Here is a 21,265-nt window from a genome sequence, read left to right on the forward strand (position 1 = left end):
GCCCGCTTCAACCCAATTTTACTTCCACAACCGGAATTTATCTTGAGAGCCGCCCCCCGCAGGCAGGGCTTCGATCGACATATCCTCAGTTTTAGCGTCGGTTTCCATCGTCGTTGATTCACTGTTTTTTGCGCCGGTAAAACGGGGTGGTGAGGCCACTTGATACCAGTCCAGCCGCCGCGTCAGCAACATCACTGCCGCCAGCACAATAAACAGTAATCCAGCCCCGAGTAACAGTGCATTGTCTTCCGATTGCAGCAAGCCAAACAACACCCCGTACAGCAGCAATAAGCCGCTGGCAAACAACACACCACGTAACCAGCCGCCCAAAACCGCACTCAGATAGACAGCAATTAATGTGCTGCAACTCAGACTGGCGATCAGATAAGCCCACGTGAACCCCAGATGTTCAGAGAACGCCAGTAACATCAGATAGAACAATACCAGCGCCGCGCCAACCAATAAATATTGAATCGGGTGTACCCGCAGTGAGGTCAGGCTTTCAAACAGGAAGAAGCTGAAAAATGTCAGGCCAATAAATAAAATAGCGTATTTGATCGCGCGCTCAGTTAACTGATAGTGGTCAACCGGCTCCATTAGGCTGGTGGTGAATGCAGGTAACTCATTGAAATCAAAAAGTGCTCCATCGCTGGCAAAGTTAATATTCATGCTATTAGCCAGCCAGTTACTGCTCCAGTGCGCACGGAAGCCATTTTCATCTACTTTGCGCTGCATCGGGAGGAACTCGCCGACAAAATTAGGGTGCGGCCAGTTACTCTGCAAGGTCAGCTCGCTACTACGCCCAACCGGTACTACCGAGAGGCTATTGGTTCCCGTCAGAGTCAGCTTAAAGTCGATATCAAATTTGCCCTGCTGAATTTGTGCCCGTGTCAACGGGGCATGCACTCCTTGCGCCGATCGCCCCAGAAAAGCCCCCGGCTCAAAGTTGATTTTTTCACTGCCTAGCGTCAGCGGCGAAATCTGTTGGATACCTCGTGAATCACTTAGTGCCAATACCAGCGACGGTGTGCCAATGATGACGCCCTCGCGATCCAAGTCATCCAGCGAGGAGACTTCAAATTGGCTGTGGAAATAAAGCTCCCCCTGATATACCTGCGCTTTATAAATGCCCAGTTGGCGCACTTCAACATTTGGCGCACCTTTGACTGTCATGACCTCGGGCAGTAAGTAGCGATGGCGGCTAACCCGCTGCCCCTGCTTCTTGCCATCCACTTCTGTTTCCACCCATTCGCTATAAGGCACCACAATCAGCGGGCCAAGGATCTTCTGAGATCGGCTGGTGCTGTCACTCACTTTATCAATCACACTCTGCCGATAGCCGCTGCGCTCATCGATGACATTCAGCAACATCTCTTTCGGGACCATCATCAACAAAATTAAGCCCAGCAGTGTGGCTATTTTCCAAAACAGTACAGATTTGAACATGACTTGCGCTCCTTTTAAGGTCAGGAGAGCAGCTTAAGCCAGTGAAGTGAAAGGGGAATGAAGCTATGTGAAGCGAGAGTGAAGTCAGCCGATCAAGCGCTGTCGAGCGGCAGTGCCAAACGGGCACAAACCCCTTGCGGCAGGCGGTTCTCCAGAGAAATTGTCCCTTGATGAATCGCCGCCACTTCGCGCACAAAATTCAGTCCCAGCCCGGTACTTTTGGGGCTATTGGCTCTGGGCAGCGAATAAAAACGGTCGAAAATCTTCTCTTGAGCATAATCTGGAATGCCGCTGCCACTGTCCTCAACGGTAATCAGATATTGGGCCGTTTGCCGCTCACCTAGTAATGTCACCTCGCCCCCCACAGGCGTGAAATCCAGTGCATTATCAATCAGATTGGTCAGCGCCTGACTGAGCAGAAAAGCATCGCCCGTTAATATCGCGCTATCGGCCCCAATGAGCCGGAGGCGAATGCCGCGACTGACCGCCTGAGCCTCTTTGCCACTGAAGGTCTGTTTCAATATGGCGCTAATCTCCAACGGGGAGAGTTGCACATCGACTCGGCTCTCCAGCCGCGCCTGAATCAGCATTTTATCCACCAACTGCTGGATACGCGCACTTTGCTGTTCGATATTAAGGAGGAAGCGCTGAGCCGTGGCCGGTGGCGGAGATTCCCGCAGTAACTCAGCAGCCCCCGTGATGGCTGCCAGCGGGCTTTTCAGTTCATGGGTCAGCGTGTGAACATATTGTTCGATATAGGCTTTACCATCCAACTTCAGCCGCATACTTTCCAAAGCCCGCGCCAGATCATTCAGCTCGCTGCTGCCCATGGCTGGCAGCGCCACTGATTGGCCCTCGGCAACTCGCTCGGCGTAATTGACTAACTTGCCGATGGCCCGATTGATCCACCAGACAAATCCCAAGCCAATCAGCAGTGCAATGCCCAACAAAATCCCACCGGCTAACAAGATCTTACGTTCACTGCGCTTGATCACCGGAGCCATGGAGATATTGGGTTTACCCACACTGAGCACCCCGATAATTTGGTTCTCAACCATGACCGGAGCCGCCACATACATCACCGAACTTTGCTCATCATTGGGGTCAGTGCGACTACTGCGCGCGCCATACTCGCCGCGCAATGTCAGCCAGACATCATTCCAGCGTGAATAGTCTTGCCCCACGGCTTTGCCCGATGAATCAAAGATCACCCGCCCGTCAGCATCGGTCAGGTAGACCCGATATTCGTTGCGATCCTTGCGGATACCCTCGATATTGGCCCCAATGGGCCGCAAATTCAGTGACGCAAAGGCTTGCGCCAGTTGGCCCCCCGCGACCCTATTTTGCAGCATATCCTGCCGGGCAAACTGTGCCAGCAAGGTCGCCGTATCCACCAATGTGCCTTCGGTAGCGCGCCGTACTCCGGGCTTCACTTCCTGCACAAAAATACGAATCACAAAGTAACCGGCAATGGCGACGATCAAAAAGTAGCCCAACAGCAGGCGCACACCGATTTTCATAGGGAACTGATTTTCATAGACAATAACTCATGGGCGAGGACTCATCATCGGCAATTTAGGCTTGATATGTCAGGCTATAGCCCAAGCCACGATGGGTGCGGATAGGCGACTCTTCATCGTAAGTCATGCGCAGTTTTGAGCGCAGGGTTTTGATGTGAGTATCAACCGTGCGATCTTGGCTCTCTTCCGCCTGCGCCCAGACGATATCCATCAGTTGTTGGCGTGAAAATATGCGCTCTGGGGCCAGCAATAACGTTTTCAGCAGCAGGTATTCATAGCGCGTTAGCCATAAAACTTGCTGATGATAGGTCACGCGCGCGCCCGCTTCATCCAAGGTGAAATGGCCAAATTGGTGTAATGCGGCGGGCACCGAGAGCGTTTGTGACTTTTGTAAGCGCCGCAAAACGGTGCGCACTCTGGCACTCACCTCTCGGGGCGAGAAGGGTTTGGCAATATAGTCGTCGGCACCCATTTCCAGCCCGACAATCCGGTCCAGCTCTTCGCTACGCGCCGTCAAAAAGACCACTGGCAGTTCTGGCATCTGCGCCAATAAGCGGCGGCAGAGCTCAAAACCGTTGATATCAGGCAAGCCGACATCCACGATCGCTAGTGCTGGCGGGCCGTTAGCCAGTGCTGCCAGCGCAGGCTCCCCCCGGTCAAACCACCGGAGGGTAAAACCTTCACTTTCTAAGGTATAAATCAGCGTGTCGGCGATGCTCGGCTCATCTTCCACCAGCCAAATCAAAGGCTTCATCGATTCAAACCCTCATCAGCATCAAAGGAGTGGCGCAGCAGCAGGCAGAGTTGCCGCCACTCATCTTCTGACATGCTATCAGCCGCCAGCCATAAACGCTTACGGGTCGAACGGTGACCTGCCTGTTTTAAGCTCAATAACACGCCATAACGGGTAATCCAGGGCTGTTTAACGACACTCCATTCGAGCCTTTTCCATAGCACCACATTGCCGGGTTTCAGCCTGATTTCACCCTGACATGAGGTAATGTTTTTCTGGCTGCGGATACACTCAAACACCACCAGTGTTAGCAATACTAGCCATAGCGCGGTATAGCCCTGGGGCCAGGGCGCGACTAATGTGAGTATCACTAAAACACCATGTGTCAATAAAGAGAAAAGTTGAGTGTGCCAGGATATCCGCAGGTCACATCGCCACTGGGCCACGGGCTTTATTTCGTGCTTGGATCAGTTTCACCATCTGACGCAGCTCACTATCCTGCGGCTCCCCATGATTCATCAGCCAGTTAAATAAGTCTGGGTCATCGCACTCGAGTAAACGAATAAAAACCTGCTTCTCATGATCACTCAAACCATCATATTCATATTCGAAAAACGGCATGATGGAGATATCTAGTTCGCGCATACCACGGCGGCACGCCCAGTGAATACGGGATTTATTATCGATTTCCATGTCCTGATTGACTCCTCAATGAAGGATACTGATAGGCTAAAGGGGCTATAGTGCTGTTTTTTTCAATCATATTCCGCACTCTGCCACAGAATCTGCGGTCATTGTACCTCAGAAAAGGGGAATTCGGAGATTGGATAATAATGACCCATCCGTGGAATATCTGCTTGCAAAGCTACCCGACTATTTTACCATTAAGGTATAAGCTCACAGCATCCCATTGGCTGAACATCGTTCATGCGCAGGATGCTCTTTATTCACAGACACTCTACCCAATGTAATTGGAGTTGCAGGTAAACAATGGCACATAACACTCCGTTCGCTGCACAACCCCCCGTCGCCTCCTCCGCGTTGCCGTTAACGCTGATTTCACTTGAGGATTGGGCACTGGTGACATTAACTGGCGCTGATCGGGTCAAATATCTGCAAGGACAAGTGACCGCAGATATTGATGCCCTGCCCGCTGATCAGCATATTCTTTGCGCCCATTGTGATGCCAAAGGGAAGATGTGGAGCAACCTGCGGCTATTTTACCGTGGTGAAGGGTTGGCATTTATCGAGCGCCGCAGTCTGCTGGATAATCAGTTAAGCGAGCTGAAGAAGTACGCCGTGTTCTCCAAAGTGGTGATTGCTGCGCAGCCCGAGACAGTTTTATTGGGTGTGGCAGGCGCACAGGCGAGAGTCGCACTGGCAGGACTGTTTGCCGAATTGCCCAGTGCCGAGCATCCGGTGGTACAGCAAGGCAATAGCACGCTGCTGCACTTCTCGCTGCCTGCGGAACGTTTTCTGTTGGTAACGGATGCAGAACAAGCACAGCAACTGGTTGATAAACTGGCTGATCACGCACAATTGAATAACAGCAAACAGTGGTTGGCGCTGGATATCGAAGCAGGTTTCCCGATCATTGATGCGGATACCAGTGCGCAATTTATTCCACAAGCCACGAACATTCAGGCGTTGAATGGCATCAGCTTCAGTAAAGGGTGTTACACCGGACAGGAGATGGTCGCCAGAGCAAAATATCGGGGTGCCAACAAGCGCGCGCTCTACTGGCTCGCGGGTCATGCCAGCCGAGTCCCGTCTGTCGGCGAGGATTTAGAGTGGCAGTTGGGTGAGAATTGGCGTCGCACCGGCAGTGTGTTGGCAGCGATTCAACTCAGTGATGGCAAAGTGTGGGTTCAAGCGGTCTTGAATAACGATCTGGCGGCAGACAGTGTGTTGCGGGTGCGTGATGATGCAGAAAGTGTACTTTCTATTCAGCCGTTGCCTTATTCGCTGGCCGAAGATAAGTAATATTTATAGGCATGCATTGAGGTCGGTGATCCGGCCTCAATGCATTATCTCAAAATCAAAGTATTATCTTAAAATCAAAACATTATCTAAAAACATCAGACGTACAGATAGATCGCCATAAAGTGGCAAACACTGCCGCCTAATACAAAACCGTGCCAGATAGCGTGACCGAAGCGGATGCGTTTCGAGGCATAAAAAATCACCCCAAGAGTGTAGAGCAAACCGCCGATAGCCAGTAGCGCTAGCCCGCCAATCTCCAGTTTCACCGCCAACTGATAAATTACAATCAGTGATAACCAGCCCATCGTCAGGTAAGTGACCAGTGACAACACTTCAAAGCGGTGCGCAAAGGCGAGTTTGAATATCACGCCAACCAGTGCCAGCCCCCAGATTACCGCCATTAAGCCTCGCGCCAGCGGGGAGTCTAGCCCCACCAGCAGAAACGGCGTATAGGTTCCGGCGATTAAGATGTAAATGGCACAGTGGTCAAACTTCTGTAGCCAGAGTTTCGCCTTGCGGTGTGGAATCGCATGATACAAGGTGGAGGCCAGAAACAGCAGAATGATGCTGCCGCCATACAGGCTATAGCTGGTGAGCGCTTTGGTATCAGCCCCGCTGTCCACGGCTTGCACCAAAAGTAATACCAATCCAATAATGCCGAGCACCACACCAATGCCATGGCTGATGCTGTTGGCTATCTCTTCCGCCCAAGGGTAAACCGGAGTCGAGGGTGATGCTGGCAAGTTAGAGATTGCTGGTGTAGATGATTCATTCTTCAATACTAATTATCCTGAATATTATTTGTTTTATCGTACTTAATCGTTTTCTCATCCGGTGAGTACGGTAGCAGAGTATCCAGTTGCACAAAAATACCGCACTCAGATTAACTGAGAATGATTCCAGTGTACACGTGTACGCTTAAATATTCTGTCAGCACATGTAAGCCGTCATGTCGGCGGCGCGTAATTTAGGAAAAAACCGGAATACTCCCGTCGGTTTACTTCCCGCCCGCCAGATCCAATACACTGCCAGTGACATAAGAAGCGCCATCTGACAGCAACCAGACAATGGCTTCCGCCACTTCTTGCGGATAGCCCCCACGTTTCATGGGCAGTAAATGTTTTACCCGATCAACTCGCCCCGGTTCGCCGCCACTGGCGTGGATATCGGTGTAAATTAAGCCCGGCCGCACCCCATTGACTCTGATGCCCTCGCCAGCCACTTCCAGCGACAAACCGGTGGTCAATGTATCAATCGCCCCTTTGGAGGCGGCATAATCCAGATACTCTCCCGGTGCGCCAAGGCGAGCCGCCGCAGAAGAGACATTAACAATCGCGCCGCCATTACCGCCATGACGGAAGGCCATGCGTTTAACGGCTTCACGGCTACATAAGAAATAGCCCGTCACATTGGTGGCCAGCACCCGGTTGATGCGCTCGGCGGTTAGCCCTTCGATAGTGGATTGCGTAAACAGAATACCGGCATTATTGACCAGCGCGGTGAGCGGCCCTAGCTGGGCCTCAAGTTGCTCAAACAGCGCGACAACCTGTAGCTCATCGGCGATATCGGCCTGTAGTGCTACGGCTAATCCCCCGGCAGCAGCAATCTCGGCCACCACCTGTCGGGCCGCTTCTGCGTCATTGATATAATTGACCGCCACCCGATAACCCTGCTTTGCCAGCAGCAATGCTGTGGCGCGGCCAATGCCTCGGCTGCCGCCCGTCACTAATGCAACTTTCTTATGCATATCCCTGCTCCCTATTTCACCGTGAATATTTGCCGCAATTTGAGGAGTAAGCGTAGCCATTCATCAAGAAAATACCAACAAAAACAAAAGGGCCGCTTGCGCGACCCTTGGTTTCATTCACAACATGTATTATTCGTAATCAGCAATCGGCACACATGAGCAGAATAGATTGCGGTCGCCATAAACATCATCCAGACGTTTCACCGTCGGCCAATATTTATTCTCCATCACGCCCGCAATGGGGAATACCGCCAGCTCACGGCTGTACGGGTGTTGCCAATCACCGACCAACTCAGCTTGGGTATGAGGCGCATTGACCAGTGGGTTATCGTCCAATGGCCATTCACCCTGGGCTACTTTTTCGATCTCCGCACGAATCGCCAGCATGGCATCAATAAAGCGGTCCAGCTCAACTTTGCTTTCAGATTCAGTAGGTTCCACCATCAAGGTACCCGCTACTGGGAAGGACATGGTGGGCGCATGGAAACCGAAATCAATTAATCGCTTGGCGATATCCATTTCGCTGATACCCGTCGCCTCTTTCAACGGGCGAATATCCAGAATACACTCATGCGCGACGCGACCGTCGTGGCCGGTATACAGCACTGGATAGGCCCCTTTCAGGCGGGTCGCAATGTAGTTGGCATTCAGAATCGCCACCTGACTCGCTTGCTTCAGGCCATCGGCCCCCATCATGCGGATGTACATCCAGCTAATCGGCAAGATAGAGGCGCTGCCGAAGGGAGCCGCAGAGACCGCCCCTTGCTGGGTGGTCATGCCATCAATTTGTACCACGCTATGGCCGGGAACAAAGGGCGCTAAATGGGCTTTGACGCCAATTGGCCCCATACCTGGGCCGCCACCGCCGTGTGGAATGCAGAAGGTTTTGTGCAGGTTAAGGTGTGAAACATCTGCCCCGATATAACCCGGTGTGGTGATCCCCACCTGCGCATTCATGTTCGCACCATCAAGGTAAACCTGACCGCCAAACTGATGAACGATCTGGCAAACCTCACGAATGGTCTCTTCGTAGACGCCGTGGGTGGAGGGGTAAGTCACCATAATGCATGACAGCTCATCACCCGCTTCGCCTGCTTTCTGGCGCAAGTCATGCAAATCAATATTACCTTGCTTATCACAGGCCACCACCACCACCGACATCCCCGCCATTTGTGCGGAGGCGGGGTTGGTGCCGTGGGCAGAGCTTGGAATCAGGCAGATATGGCGGTTCGCCTGATTGCGGCTTTCATGGTAGCGACGGATCGCCAGCAGACCCGCATACTCCCCTTGCGCGCCTGAGTTCGGCTGCATACAGACGGCGTCATAGCCAGTCAGTTGCACCAACCATTGTGACAGTTGACCAATCATCTGCTGATAGCCAGCCGCTTGCTCTGGTGGGCAGAAGGGGTGAAGTTCAGCAAACTCGGGCCAAGTGATGGGGATCATCTCCGCCGCCGCATTCAGCTTCATGGTGCAGGAACCCAGTGGGATCATCGCCTGATTCAGCGCCAAATCTTTGCGCTCTAAACGATGCATGTAGCGCATCATTTCGGTTTCGCTGTGGTAACGGTTAAAGACGGGATGAGTCAGAATCGGGTCTTGGCGCTGCATCGACGCGGGGATCGACTGGCTGTTCTGGCTGACTTTGGCATCCAACTGGTCAATGTCCAAGCCGTGATGATCACCAGCTAACAGGGCGAACAGCACCTGAATGTCTTCGCGGGAGGTGGTTTCATCCAGCGTGATACCCACAGCACCATGAATGTCAGTGCGCAGGTTAATACCAAAACTCAATGCACGGGCCATCACCGCCGCTTTGTCTTTGACCTCTACCGTCAAAGTATCGAACCAGTGTTGGAAGCGCAGAGTCAGGCCCGCTTGTTGCAAGCCCGCCGCCAGAATATCGGTCAGGCGATGAATGCGACCCGCGATACGCTGCAAGCCCTGCGGGCCATGATAAACCGCATACAGGCTGGCGATATTGGCCAGTAAAACCTGAGAAGTACAAATATTGGAGTTAGCTTTTTCGCGGCGGATATGTTGCTCACGCGTTTGCATCGCCATGCGCAGCGCCGTGTTGCCCGCAGCATCGCGCGATACGCCGATAATCCGGCCCGGCATCGAGCGCTTAAATTCGTCACGGCAGGCAAAGAAGGCGGCATGTGGGCCACCATAGCCCATCGGCACACCAAAGCGCTGAGCGGAGCCAAACACCACGTCTGCCCCCTGTTTGCCCGGCGCAGTTAGCTGCACCAGCGCCATGATATCGGCGGCCACACTGGTAATAATTTTGCGTTTTTTCAGTTCAGTCAGCAGCGCACTGTAGTCATGCAGTTCGCCCGTAGTGCCCACTTGTTGCAGCAGTACGCCGAAAATACCTTCCAACTCCAGCACTTTCTCTGCACGATCAATGATCACTTCAAAGCCAAAGGTTTCAGCGCGAGTGAGCACCACATCCAGCGTTTGTGGATGAACGTCATCGGCGACGAAGAAGCGGTTAGCCTCTTTCAGCTTACTGGCGCGTTTCGCCAGCGCCATGGATTCGGCCGCTGCTGTGGCTTCATCCAGCAAAGAGGCGGAGGCCAGATCCAGCCCGGTTAGGTCTTGGGTTAATTGCTGGAAATTCAGCAGCGCTTCAAGGCGGCCCTGAGAAACTTCTGGCTGATAAGGGGTATACGCGGTGTACCAACCCGGATTTTCCAGCATGTTGCGCAGGATAACCGGTGGCGTCAGAACCGGGCTGTAGCCCATGCCGATATAGGATTTATAGCATTGATTCTGGCTGGCAATCCCTTTCAGTTCCGCCAGCGCCTGATGTTCAGTGGCGGCATCGCCGACTGGGGGCGGGCTTGGCAGTTGGATATCTGCCGGAACAATCTGCTGGATCAATGTACTTAACGAGCGGGCACCCACGGCAGCCAACATCTGTTGCTGCTGCTCAGTTGAGGAGCCGATATGGCGCTGAATAAAAGCATCATTATGTTCAAGCTGGCTGAGATTCTGAGTCATTGCTACAAATTCCTGAGTAGGGCATGGGACGGGAAGTGGCATCAGTCTGGTATGAGGACAGGCGTCAAAAAACCGAGATTATTGACAAAGTGCCCGCAGTGGAGAGAACAGGCAGATCGTAAAGACGCCGTCAATCCGTCCCTGGAGGCTCGAGCCGCGCCCTCCCTGGCGCGGACGCTTTACTCTTCTGCCGGTCCTCTCACTGTTCCAGATCGAGTTATCGGGGTTGATCAGAAGCCTGAACCCGATAACTGGAGCTAAATTGAGTTTACTCGTCGATAGTTGCTAAATAGGCATCAGCATCAAGCAGACTATCCAGTTCGCTCTCATCGGATGCTTTAATGCTAAACAACCAGCCATCCGTGTAAGGCGCGCTGTTTACCAGCTCTGGTGAGCTTTCCAGTTCGCTATTAACCGCAACAATCTCACCGCTGATGGGGGCGTAGATATCGGAAGCGGCTTTAACTGACTCCGCAACAGCGCAGTCGCTGCCCGCTGAAACGTCACTGCCGACTTCTGGCAAATCAACAAACACCATGTCGCCCAGTAACTCTTGCGCATGTTCAGTGATGCCGACGCTATAGACACCATCACCATCGGCGCGAACCCACTCATGGGAAGAGGCATATTTTAAATCTGCTGGTACATTGCTCATCGCTGCAACTCCAATTAATTTGGGTATAGAGCCAAAATGTTGGCTCGTATATCGGGATATGATGACAAATAAACTTACTGCGCGACCGGCTTACCGGCCCGCACGAAACCCGGTTTGGTGACGCGCACCGGCATTTCACGATTGCGAATCTGCACAACGGCACTCTCACCGATACCGGCAGGCACACGGGCCAGCGCAATGCTGAAGCCCAGTGTTGGCGAGAAAGAACCGCTGGTGATGACACCCACCTGCGCCTGACCTGAGGCATCAGTAAAATGCACAGGCAGCTCATTACGCAATACGCCTTTTTCGGTCATGATCAAGCCGACCAACTGCTCACTCCCGTTAGCCCTTTGCTGCTCCAGTGCCTCACGGCCGATAAACTGGCGATCTTCCGGCAACCACGCCACTGTCCAGCCCATATTGGCGGCTAACGGCGAAATAGTCTCATCCATCTCTTGGCCGTAGAGGTTCATACCCGCCTCCAGCCGCAGAGTGTCACGCGCCCCAAGGCCAGCAGGTTTCACGCCAGCAGCAAGAAGTTGCTGCCAAAACTCAACCACCTGCTCTTTTGGCAGCGCGATTTCATAGCCCGCTTCACCAGTATAGCCAGTGGTGGCGATAAACAAATCACCCGCCTGAATGCCGAAGAATGGTTTCATTCCGGCGATAGCTTGTTGCTGCTCAGTGGTCAGTAAAGTGGCCACTTTCTGTTGTGCTGTCGGGCCTTGTACCGCCACCAACGCCAGATCGTCGCGCACAGTGACATCAACCTGATAAGGCTCAGCATGTTGGGTGATCCAAGCCAGATCTTTGTCACGGGTGGCGGAGTTAACCACTAAGCGGAAATAGTCTTCGCGGAGGAAGTAGACAATCAAATCATCAATAACACCTCCGGACGCATTCAGCATCCCGGAGTAAAGGGCTTTGCCCGGTTGGGTCAGTTTAGCAACATCATTGGCTAACAGATAGCGGAGGAATTCACGGGTACGCGCGCCGTGCAGATCGACAATGGTCATGTGAGAGACATCAAACATACCGGCGTCTTGGCGCACAATATGGTGCTCGTCGATTTGGGAGCCATAATGCAATGGCATCATCCAGCCATGAAAATCTACCATGCGCGCACCGCACGCCACGTGTTGGTCATACAACGGGGTCTGCTTAGACATCTACTCTCCCTCAAACAGTTTCATGCCATGAGTGTCTGGTACTCTGACTTACCATAAACAGGCATATACCCTAAATAATTCGGGTTGCAGGAAGGCGGCAACTAAGTGAATCCCCAGGAGCTTACATCAGTAAGTGACTGGGGTGAACGAAGGCAGCCAACACACATGCAACTTGAAGTATGACGGATCTACGCAAACGATACCTTTTACCCAACGTTATCACCGAATCTATCCGGTAACCATAAGCTAAAATAAGCGATGAGAGGCGGTGAAGGTATAAAGTGCAGGGGGATTATGCAGAGTTTTCCACTGCAAAACTGCGCACAGAGGCACACAATTAACAATTAAACAGTGAAAGTAGCGATGTTATATAACCAAACAACCAAAACCCTGTCGGATTCAACTTTTTGGGTTTTGGCTGTCAGTGAGAAAAACTAATGCGAAAAACAGGCTGGAATTAGATTATTTCAACTGAGGGGGCGAATTGACGAGTTTGGCGATGACTCATCTAACCATGCAGGCAGATCATTTAATCCCATCGCCTGCCGCACTAACTGCGGTTTAACTCCTGGTAGGTTATCAGCCAGTGTTAACCCAATATCACGCAGCAGCTTTTTCGCCGGATGGCGACCCGCAAACAGGTCACGGAAACCCTGCATACTGGCGAGCATCACTGCGGCGCTGTGCTTACGGCGGCGTTCATAACGGCGCAGGTAGAGATGTTGCCCGATATCTTTGCCCTGACGCTGCAAGCGCCGGAGTTCTGACACCAGCTCGGCGGCATCCATAAAACCCAGATTCACCCCCTGCCCAGCCAATGGATGCACGGTATGGGCGGCATCCCCAACCAACGCCAGCCGATGGGCTGCAAAGCTGCGGGCATAGCGCCCCATCAGCGGGAAGGTCTGGCGCTCGCTCTCCAACTGGCATTGGCCCAAGCGCATATCAAACGCCATGCCCAGCTTTCGATTGAACTCTTCGGCGGGCAGCGCGGCTAATTCGGCGGCACGTTCAGGGGGAAGTGACCAGACTATTGAGCTGAGATGGGGGTCACTGAATGGCAGGAAGGCCAGAATACCATCGCCATGAAACACCTGACGTGCGGTAGCTTGATGAGGCGCTTCAGTGCGGATGGTCGCCACCAACGCATGGTGGGCGTAATCCCAGAAAGTCAGCGGAATATCCGCATGTTGGCGCAACCAAGAGTTCGCGCCGTCGGCCCCGACAACCAATTTGGCACTGAGCATACGATCATCAGTCAGCGTAATAAAAGCTTCGCTTTCTCCCCAAGCCACCTGTTTGAGGCTAGCTGGTGCTAACAGGGTGACCTCTGCGAGTTGACTCGCCCGCTGCCACAGCGCCTGCTGAATGACCCGGTTTTCAATGATGTGCCCAAGATGGCTGAAACCGTACTCATCCCCATGGAAGGTAATTTTGCCGAAACTGTCTTGCTCCCAGACTTCCATGCCGAGGTAAGGACTGGCGCGCAGGGCTAGAATGCCGTCCCACACCCCAATTTTTTGGAGTAAGCGCTCACTGGCTGCATTGATCGCCGAGACGCGCAGCGCCAACTCTCCGATCAAGGGCGTGGGTAGTGGTTCAGGCGCGGGCTGGTGCTCGATAATGGCGATGCGCAGACCACTGCCCTGTAAACCGCAGGCCAGTGCCAGACCGACCATTCCGCCACCGGCGATAACTACGTCATATGATTGCATGCCGAAACATTTCCCCGTGAAAATATGAACTTAACTTACCCTATAGATTTCTCGATGCAGCTAACACACCTACAGCGTGAAAGATGACGGGTAAAAACTTTAGCGATCAACCCACCCCAATGTCCGCCGGGCAAAAGCATCGCGTACCGCAGGCAGGTACTCCATCGACATCAGCGCAAAATTACGCCCCACCACCAGCGGCCCATAGCGGTTGGCAAACAGGCGAATCAGGCCATCGGTGACACCAATGGTGGCCTGTTGATCCTGCCGCCGCCGCTGTTGGTATTGGGCGAGCACCCCATAGTCACCGGGGTCACTGCCCGCCGATGCGATGGTTTCCGCCAGCGACATTACATCGCGCAGCCCCAGATTGAAGCCCTGTCCGGCAATCGGATGCAGCGTTTGGGCCGCGTTACCGACTAAGGCCAGACGATGGCTGACATGGCGCGAGGCGGTGAGCAACTGTAATGGGTAGCTGTGGCGCTGTCCGACATGGCACATTTTCCCCAACCGCCAGCCGAAAGCGCGCTGTAGCTCGGCCAGAAAACGGGCGTCATCCCAGCTATCAACCTGCTGTCTATCTTGTTTAGCGTGGCACCAAACCAGTGAACTGCGCCCTTGTGACATCGGCAGCAACGCCAATGGCCCATGGCGGGTAAAGCGCTCAAAGGCACGGCCCTCGGGCAGCTCGGAGGTAGTGACGTTAGCAATCACCGCAATCTGCTGGTAATCCTGCTGTTGCCACTGAATGTTGCAGGCACGGGCGAGTGTCGAGTGAGAACCATCTGCCGCGACCAGTAATTTGGCGCTCAGTTGTTGACCGTTATCCAATGTCACACAGGCGGATTCCGCAGTGCGAACCACATCTACCACGGTTGCCGGGCAATGTAGCGTCACACCCGGCGCTTTCTGCAACAAGGCGAACAGCCGTTGACCGGCATCGTGCAACTCAATGACATGGCCCAGCGCTGGAACGCGATAGTCGTGCGCCCGTAAATTTACAAAGCCGGAATGCCCGCTATCACTGACGTGGACATGATCAATGGCGGTGGCACAATCAGCCAGTGCCGACCAAATACCAATGCGGTCCAGTTGCTGACAGGTGCCCTGCGCCAGCGCAATCGCTCGGGCATCAAAGCCCGGATGCGCACGATTGTCGGGTTGCTGCGCCTCCACCAGCGCGACTGGCACTCTCCCTTGCGTCAGCGATGAAATCGCCAGCGCCAGTGTCGCCCCAGCCATACCTCCCCCCACAATGATCACGCTCATGTGTTATCTCGCCGCTGCCATTAATGCTTCGATGGCATCGGGATCTTTTACCACACTGGCGGTCAGGTTTTCATTGCCGTCAGCCGTGATCACAATGTCATCCTCAATACGGATACCAATGCCGCGATATTGTACGGGAACATCCGCATCGGGCGCGATGTACAGGCCCGGTTCGATGGTCAGCACCATACCCGGCTCAAGTGTGCGGCCACGATCACTGTTGATATAGTCGCCGACATCATGGACATCCAGCCCCAGCCAGTGGCTCAACCCGTGCATAAAGAAGGGCTTATGAGCCTGCTCCACGATGAGTTGCTCGATATCACCTTTCAGAATGCCCAAATCGACCAAACCGGTCACCATGATGCGCACGACCTGCTCCGTCACTTCACGAATGCTGGTGCCAGGGCGGAACAGTTCGAGTGATTTGTTAATCGACGCCAGCACGATGTCATAAATCGCGCGCTGTGCCGGGGTAAATTTGCCATTCACCGGGAAGGTGCGGGTAATATCGCCCGCGTAGCCCTGATATTCGCAGCCCGCATCGATGAGTACCAGTTCGCCATCCCGCAGTTCACACTCATTTTCGGTGTAGTGCAGGATGCAGCCGTTTTCACCGCCGCCGACGATGGTGTTATAAGCTGGATAGCGCGCCCCGTGGCGGGTAAATTCATGCAGAATCTCCCCTTCCAACTGGTATTCAAACATACCGGGGCGACATTTTTCCATGGCACGAGTGTGGGCCAGCGCACTGATTTCCCCAGCGCGGCGCATCACGGCAATCTCCTCTTCTGACTTGAATAGCCGCATTTCATGCAACCATGGCCGCCAGTCAGTTAAGGTCGCGGGCGCCCGCAGATTTTTACGGAAACCGTTACGTAATCTCTCCAGCGCGGCAAAAACAATTTTATCGGCGTAGGCGTATTGGCCCTGCGCGTGATAGACCACATCAAGGCGATTGAGCAGCAGATAGAGTTGTTCGTCGATCTCATCGAAAGGCAATGCCCGCACGATCCCTAGCTTCTCGGGGGCGGCTTCCTGCCCTAAGCGGCGACCAAACCAGATTTCAGCGGTTAAATCCCGCACCCGGTTAAACAGCACGCTGTGGTTATGCGTCTCATCACTTTTCACCAGAATCAGCACCGCTTGCGGCTCATTGAAGCCAGTCAGGTAGCTGAAATCGCTGTTCTGCCGATACGGATATTCAGAATCCGCGCTGCGTGTGGCTTCAGGTGCCGCAAAAAACATTGCCGCACTCCCCGGAACCATCTTCGCCAATAGCGCCTGACGGCGGTTCTGGTACTCTTGCTGAGTCATTACACCCTCCTGAAATATCCGTTTTAATCGCCTGAACTCAACATATTACACTGTTCTAATCAATGTAATGTCGGCTTGCGCATCTCTGGTGCTGTCGGTTTTTCTTGCGTAAATTCGATATGGCACAAAATAGAGGCCACACGCACATACTCAATAACCTCTTCCAAGGATTGGGCCAGCTCTTCCTGATCTTCATCTTCGTCATAGCCTAACTGAGCGATATTACGCAGATCGTCGATAGCTTCACCCACTTCCCCTTTCACTTGCGCCAATTTCGGTTGCAGCATCCCAAGCCCTAGTAGGAAATGGTTCACCCAACCGGATAATGCATCAGCGCGCTCAAATACCGTAATCTCTTCCCCTTCAGGGATCAGCAACTGAAACATAAAACCTTCATTTTCCAGTGCATCTTGTGTTGCTTGATGTAACTGCTGTAACTGCAAACCTAGGGTTTGCGGGAAGGCAACACCGTCGTTGGTCAGGTCATGCACCATCACGCGCCAACCCTCGTCTTTGCTGCCACCGCAGAGCATGCCGCTGATCAGGCCATGCATTTCAGCGGGGGTTAATGCCACTGCTTGCTGGTTCAATGCCAGAGCAACGGATTGATAAGTGGGTAATGTATTCTCTATAGACATGCGTATTGGTCATCGTTGGCTGGATAAGTTCATGTTATGCTACCATCAAGCTCAGTCCCTATACCAGAAACGCAATGCCATATGCCCTATAGATTTCGAGATGTGGGAAGGTGGCAAACGAGAGCAGCCAACACAACGGCAACTTGAAAGATGGCGGGTATAAAGGGGTTGTATCTTGGTAAACAGGAATATATAGTGACGCCCGCTTTGCAACCACGAGCAATTTGCCTTTGGTTTTCAAGGCTGGCGCGAAAATTAGTCAGGAAGGTGGCATGTCTGCACAACCGGTAGATATTCAAATTTTTGGTCGCTCGTTAAGAGTTAACTGTCCGCCAGAACAACAAGACGCGTTGAATATGGCTGCAGAAGATCTTAACCAACGGTTGCAAGATCTTAAAGTTCGCACTAGAGTCACGAATACTGAGCAGTTAGTTTTTATCGCGGCATTGAACGTCTGTCACGAATTAGCTCAGGAGAGGTTGAAAACCCGTGACTATGCATCCAATATGGAGCAACGTATTCGGATGTTACAACAGACCATTGAACAGGCGCTGCTTGAACAAGGTCGCATCTCTGAACGTCAAGATGCACAGTTTGAATAAATCTCTGTTGAATGATAGATTCAATAGCGAGTAAAGAATTTCTCTGAGGTGTTTGCCAGCGGGCCAGTCCCCTGAGCCGATATTTAATACCAACAGAATGTAGTGCCTCCGTAACTGGTGCGCATGCTCGGTCCGCCGAGAAGCCTTAAGGTTGCGACGCTGCGTTCACCTTGAACCATGGGTTCAAGGGTTACAGCCTGCGGCGGCATCTCGGAGATCCCTTTCTTATCGGGTAACTGATATTTTGAGTTATCACGTTCGTTTTGACAGAAGCTATTTTCCACGCCTTTAAGTCAATCACATGCCTTTGAATCCACAACACGCCCTTGAGCGGCAAAATATTCGCAAAGAGATTCGTGAGCGTCGACGTCTTTTAACGCCTGAGCAACAGCAGCGCGCAGCCAATTTGGCCGCCACTCATCTCGCTACACATAATAAAATTCAGCAGGCCAACACCGTCGCGATATTTCTCTCCTTTGATGGCGAACTGGATACTGCTCCTATCATTGCGTTGTTGTGGCAACAGCAAAAACAGGTTTACCTGCCTGTTCTCCACCCTTTCAGCCCCGGCAATCTATTATTTCTCCGCTATCGTCCCGATAGCCAGCTCATCCGTAATCGCTTGAAAATTCTGGAACCCCAGCTTGATCTCCGTGAAGTTCTCCCCCTCAATCAACTGGATGTGGTGATTACCCCCTTGGTGGCCTTTGATTGCCATGGTCAGCGCTTAGGTATGGGGGGCGGCTTTTATGACCGCACACTGCAACACTGGCAGCAAGGTGGCCCCTATCCCATCGGACTGGCCCATGATTGCCAACGCGTCGAGCATTTACCGAGTGAATATTGGGATGTGCCTCTGCCCGAGATTGTGACCCCCGAGAAAGTGTGGCGCTGGTGAGGTAGGGCTTTCAACATAAAAAAACACCCGAAATCTTATACAAAGCGGGTGTTTAGTCATATCAGTACAACATTTATCTATATTCAAAGTCATTGACGATGCAGCTAGGCAGCAAACGAACGAGTCCCGATGAGCTTACTCAAGTAAGTGATTCGGGTAAGCGAGAGCCGCTAACAACGCTGCATCGTCAAGGACGAAGAATATATTAGTAGAGCAAGCGAGCGCGGATGGTCCCTGGAATCGACTTCATTGCCTGCAATGCTTTATCTGCATTATCTGGATCATCGGTTTCAACGTCGATCACGACGTAACCGATTTCAGCGCTGGTTTGCAAATACTGCGCGGCGATGTTGACGTTCTGCTCAGCAAAAATTTTGTTAATACTGGTCAGAATACCGGGGCGATTCTCATGGATATGCAGCAGACGGCGAGTATTATCACCATGGGCTGGCAGAGAAACTTCCGGGAAGTTAACCGCTGACAGCGTAGAGCCGTTATCGGAGTACTTCGCCAGTTTACCGGCCACTTCATCACCGATATTTTCCTGCGCTTCCTGAGTCGAACCACCGATATGTGGAGTCAATAACACATTATCAAATTCGCACAATGGTGAATTGAACGGGTCTTTATTGGTGGCTGGCTCTTCCGGGAAGACGTCGATTGCCGCCCCTGCCAGATGATTGCTCGCCAAAGCCTCACACAGGGCCGGGATATCAACCACAGTACCGCGTGAGGCGTTAATCAGCATCGCGCCGGGCTTCATCAGGGCCAACTGCTCAGGACCAATCATGTTTTTGGTGGAGTGATTTTCCGGTACGTGCAGACTAATCACATCACTCATATTCAGTAAATCAGACAGGTGGCGAACCTGTTGTGCATTCCCCAACGACAGCTTATTTTCGATATCGTAGAAGAACACTTTCATGCCGACACTTTCAGCCAGAATACCCAGCTGTGTACCGATATGACCATAACCGATGATACCCAGTTTCTTGCCACGGGCTTCATAGGAGCCGACGGCCAGCTTGTTCCACTCGCCACGATGTGCTTTGGCGTTAGCCGATGGAATGCCCCGGAACATCAGCAGTAACTCGCCCAGCACCATTTCGGCCACCGAACGGGTATTGGAGAAAGGCGCATTGAATACCGGCACACCGCGCTTAGTGGCCGCCTTTAAATCAACCTGATTGGTACCGATACAGAAACAACCTACCGCAACCAATTTTTCTGCTGCGGCAAAAACTTCTTCGGACAGATGCGTGCGCGATCGAATTCCGACGAAGTGGGCATCACGAATAGACTCTTTCAGTGATTCGGTGTCTAAGGCACCTTTATGGTATTCAATATTGCTATATCCGGCTGCACGCAGATTATCAACTGTGCTCTGGTGCACCCCTTCCACTAACAGAAACTTAATTCTGTCTTTCTCCAGTGATACTTTTGCCATGTCCCCGACCCTATTTTCAGACTTCAGATGTGGCTGCCGCTATCGAATGAATCCGGTCAGCACCCTGTCAACATAACAAATATTACGCGGGCAGCAATACAAACGATTGCCTGTCTATCAGCATAACCATCAGCACAAATGTTAATTTATGGAATAAAAAACTGGCGGCGAGAGGGTTAATGGCAGGTTAATAAATTGAAATGACGAAATGTGATATATATCACCAAATTTAACGTTTTTAAGAAAAGATATTTAAAGGCGAAAATTATCAGGGTGAAGTCAATAAACCACACCCTGAATAAGGTTTAGCCGATTATTTGACGATCGTCTTCACACCCTCAGCGGTACCAATCAGTGCCACATCAGCACCACGGTTAGCAAATAATCCAACCGTAACCACACCCGCAATCCCATTGATTTTATTCTCTAATGCAATGGCATCCAAAATCGTCAGATTATGCACATCCAAAATCACGTTGCCGTTATCAGTCAGCACATTTTGGCGGTACTCAGGTAATCCACCCAGCTTAACCAACTCGCGGGCCACGTAAGAGCGGGCCATCGGGATCACTTCGACGGGCAGCGGGAACTTACCCAGTACATCAACCTGCTTGGTCGCATCGGCGATGCAGATAAACTGGCGGGCGATGGCCGCAATGATTTTTTCGCGGGTCAAGGCCGCACCGCCGCCTTTGATCATCTGCATATGGCCGTTAATTTCATCCGCGCCATCAACATAGATATCCAGTACATCCACTTCGTTGCAATCAAAGACATGAATACCGTAACTTTTCAGTTTAGCGGTAGAGGCGTCAGAGCTGGAAACCGCCCCTTCGATTTGATCTTTGATGGAGCCGAGGGCATCAATAAAGTGTGCTGCGGTTGAGCCAGTGCCGACGCCGACGATAGTGCCGGGTTTGACATAATCTAATGCTGCCCAGCCCACTGCTTTTTTAAGTTCATCCTGAGTCATGGTGAGTTCACTGCCTATGCTATGAAAAAACTGTACCCATTATAGAACATGCGCAGAATAAAACGTCTCGATAAAGCGGGCTTATGACGCGGTTAATTCTAGCTGGATCACAGTTATACCGGTTTATTTATGGCTGGCACT

At 52.3% G+C, this 21,265-nt stretch carries 19 protein-coding genes and 1 other RNA gene; 4 read left to right on the top strand and 16 right to left on the bottom strand.

The genetic code is table 11. The annotated features are described in order from the left end of the window. Positions 1-18: 18 nt before the first annotated feature. The 5 genes from creD to sdhE all read right to left on the bottom strand — a co-directional run bounded on the left by creD (position 19) and on the right by sdhE (position 4,392). Positions 19-1,446, bottom strand: coding sequence for a cell envelope integrity protein CreD (gene creD / locus HRD69_RS00770; RefSeq protein ID WP_004874423.1), 1,428 nt, complete (start codon positions 1,444-1,446; stop codon positions 19-21). 92 nt (positions 1,447-1,538) lie between these two features. Next, the gene (gene creC / locus HRD69_RS00775) at positions 1,539-2,966 is read right to left on the bottom strand and encodes a two-component system sensor histidine kinase CreC (RefSeq protein WP_004874422.1); all 1,428 of its coding nucleotides are present in this window, start codon (positions 2,964-2,966) and stop codon (positions 1,539-1,541) included. Between the two features lie 55 nt (positions 2,967-3,021). Continuing rightward, a complete protein-coding gene (gene creB, locus HRD69_RS00780; RefSeq protein WP_032813754.1) occupies positions 3,022-3,720 on the bottom strand; it encodes a two-component system response regulator CreB in 699 nt (232 codons plus the stop codon). Then, positions 3,717-4,145, bottom strand: coding sequence for a protein YgfX (locus HRD69_RS00785; protein WP_032813753.1), 429 nt, complete (start codon positions 4,143-4,145; stop codon positions 3,717-3,719). Before HRD69_RS00785 ends, creB begins: the two co-directional genes overlap by 4 nt. Continuing rightward, positions 4,126-4,392 carry an FAD assembly factor SdhE gene (sdhE, locus tag HRD69_RS00790; RefSeq protein ID WP_004874419.1) on the bottom strand — a complete coding sequence of 89 codons (267 nt, stop codon included), beginning with the start codon at positions 4,390-4,392 and terminating at the stop codon, positions 4,126-4,128. The genes HRD69_RS00785 and sdhE overlap by 20 nt, the downstream gene beginning before the upstream one ends. Before the next feature lie 297 nt (positions 4,393-4,689). Here sdhE and ygfZ point away from each other — a divergent pair, with 297 nt between their 5' ends. After that, positions 4,690-5,682 carry a tRNA-modifying protein YgfZ gene (ygfZ, locus tag HRD69_RS00795; protein WP_004874418.1) on the top strand — a complete coding sequence of 331 codons (993 nt, stop codon included), beginning with the start codon at positions 4,690-4,692 and terminating at the stop codon, positions 5,680-5,682. A gap of 95 nt (positions 5,683-5,777) precedes the next feature. On the opposite strand, the gene trhA is transcribed toward ygfZ, so the two are convergent. From trhA to HRD69_RS00840, 9 genes are all read right to left on the bottom strand, one after another. Beyond that, positions 5,778-6,461, bottom strand: coding sequence for a PAQR family membrane homeostasis protein TrhA (gene trhA / locus HRD69_RS00800; protein ID WP_004874417.1), 684 nt, complete (start codon positions 6,459-6,461; stop codon positions 5,778-5,780). Positions 6,462-6,679: 218 nt separating this feature from the next. Then, the gene (locus tag HRD69_RS00805) at positions 6,680-7,429 is read right to left on the bottom strand and encodes an SDR family oxidoreductase (protein WP_004874416.1); all 750 of its coding nucleotides are present in this window, start codon (positions 7,427-7,429) and stop codon (positions 6,680-6,682) included. Positions 7,430-7,558: 129 nt separating this feature from the next. Further along, the gene (gene gcvP / locus HRD69_RS00810) at positions 7,559-10,438 is read right to left on the bottom strand and encodes an aminomethyl-transferring glycine dehydrogenase (RefSeq protein ID WP_004874415.1); all 2,880 of its coding nucleotides are present in this window, start codon (positions 10,436-10,438) and stop codon (positions 7,559-7,561) included. A 268-nt stretch (positions 10,439-10,706) separates the two neighbouring features. After that, on the bottom strand, positions 10,707-11,093 hold the full coding sequence (gene gcvH / locus HRD69_RS00815; RefSeq protein WP_004876739.1) for a glycine cleavage system protein GcvH: 387 nt from the start codon (positions 11,091-11,093) through the stop codon (positions 10,707-10,709). 74 nt (positions 11,094-11,167) lie between these two features. Continuing rightward, on the bottom strand, positions 11,168-12,265 hold the full coding sequence (gene gcvT / locus HRD69_RS00820) for a glycine cleavage system aminomethyltransferase GcvT (RefSeq protein WP_004876736.1): 1,098 nt from the start codon (positions 12,263-12,265) through the stop codon (positions 11,168-11,170). 467 nt (positions 12,266-12,732) lie between these two features. Further along, positions 12,733-13,980, bottom strand: coding sequence for an FAD-dependent 2-octaprenylphenol hydroxylase (ubiI, locus tag HRD69_RS00825; protein ID WP_004876735.1), 1,248 nt, complete (start codon positions 13,978-13,980; stop codon positions 12,733-12,735). A gap of 99 nt (positions 13,981-14,079) precedes the next feature. After that, positions 14,080-15,249, bottom strand: coding sequence for a 2-octaprenyl-6-methoxyphenyl hydroxylase (gene ubiH / locus HRD69_RS00830; protein ID WP_004876732.1), 1,170 nt, complete (start codon positions 15,247-15,249; stop codon positions 14,080-14,082). A 3-nt stretch (positions 15,250-15,252) separates the two neighbouring features. Continuing rightward, entirely contained in the window at positions 15,253-16,566 is a 1,314-nt protein-coding gene (gene pepP, locus HRD69_RS00835) for a Xaa-Pro aminopeptidase (protein ID WP_004876729.1), read from the bottom strand. Positions 16,567-16,625: 59 nt separating this feature from the next. After that, a complete protein-coding gene (locus HRD69_RS00840) occupies positions 16,626-17,204 on the bottom strand; it encodes a YecA/YgfB family protein (RefSeq protein ID WP_004876727.1) in 579 nt (192 codons plus the stop codon). A gap of 272 nt (positions 17,205-17,476) precedes the next feature. On the opposite strand from HRD69_RS00840, the gene zapA reads away from it, so the two are divergent. The 3 genes from zapA to HRD69_RS00855 all read left to right on the top strand — a co-directional run bounded on the left by zapA (position 17,477) and on the right by HRD69_RS00855 (position 18,704). Beyond that, positions 17,477-17,806: a cell division protein ZapA gene (gene zapA / locus HRD69_RS00845; RefSeq protein ID WP_004706812.1), complete on the top strand. Its 330-nt coding sequence runs from the start codon at positions 17,477-17,479 to the stop codon at positions 17,804-17,806. A gap of 37 nt (positions 17,807-17,843) precedes the next feature. Beyond that, a non-coding RNA gene (gene ssrS, locus HRD69_RS00850) (6S RNA) lies at positions 17,844-18,027 on the top strand. An 80-nt stretch (positions 18,028-18,107) separates the two neighbouring features. Then, entirely contained in the window at positions 18,108-18,704 is a 597-nt protein-coding gene (locus HRD69_RS00855; protein ID WP_004876723.1) for a 5-formyltetrahydrofolate cyclo-ligase, read from the top strand. 205 nt (positions 18,705-18,909) lie between these two features. Here the strand turns inward: HRD69_RS00855 and serA are convergent, their stop codons facing one another. Next, positions 18,910-20,151 (bottom strand): phosphoglycerate dehydrogenase, encoded by a 1,242-nt coding sequence (gene serA / locus HRD69_RS00860; protein WP_004876721.1) that lies wholly within the window; start codon positions 20,149-20,151, stop codon positions 18,910-18,912. Between the two features lie 313 nt (positions 20,152-20,464). Beyond that, entirely contained in the window at positions 20,465-21,124 is a 660-nt protein-coding gene (rpiA, locus tag HRD69_RS00865) for a ribose-5-phosphate isomerase RpiA (RefSeq protein WP_004876719.1), read from the bottom strand. Between the last annotated feature and the right edge of the window lie 141 nt (positions 21,125-21,265).

Origin of the sequence: Yersinia mollaretii ATCC 43969, assembly GCF_013282725.1 — a bacterium.
Classification (GTDB): domain Bacteria; phylum Pseudomonadota; class Gammaproteobacteria; order Enterobacterales; family Enterobacteriaceae; genus Yersinia; species Yersinia mollaretii.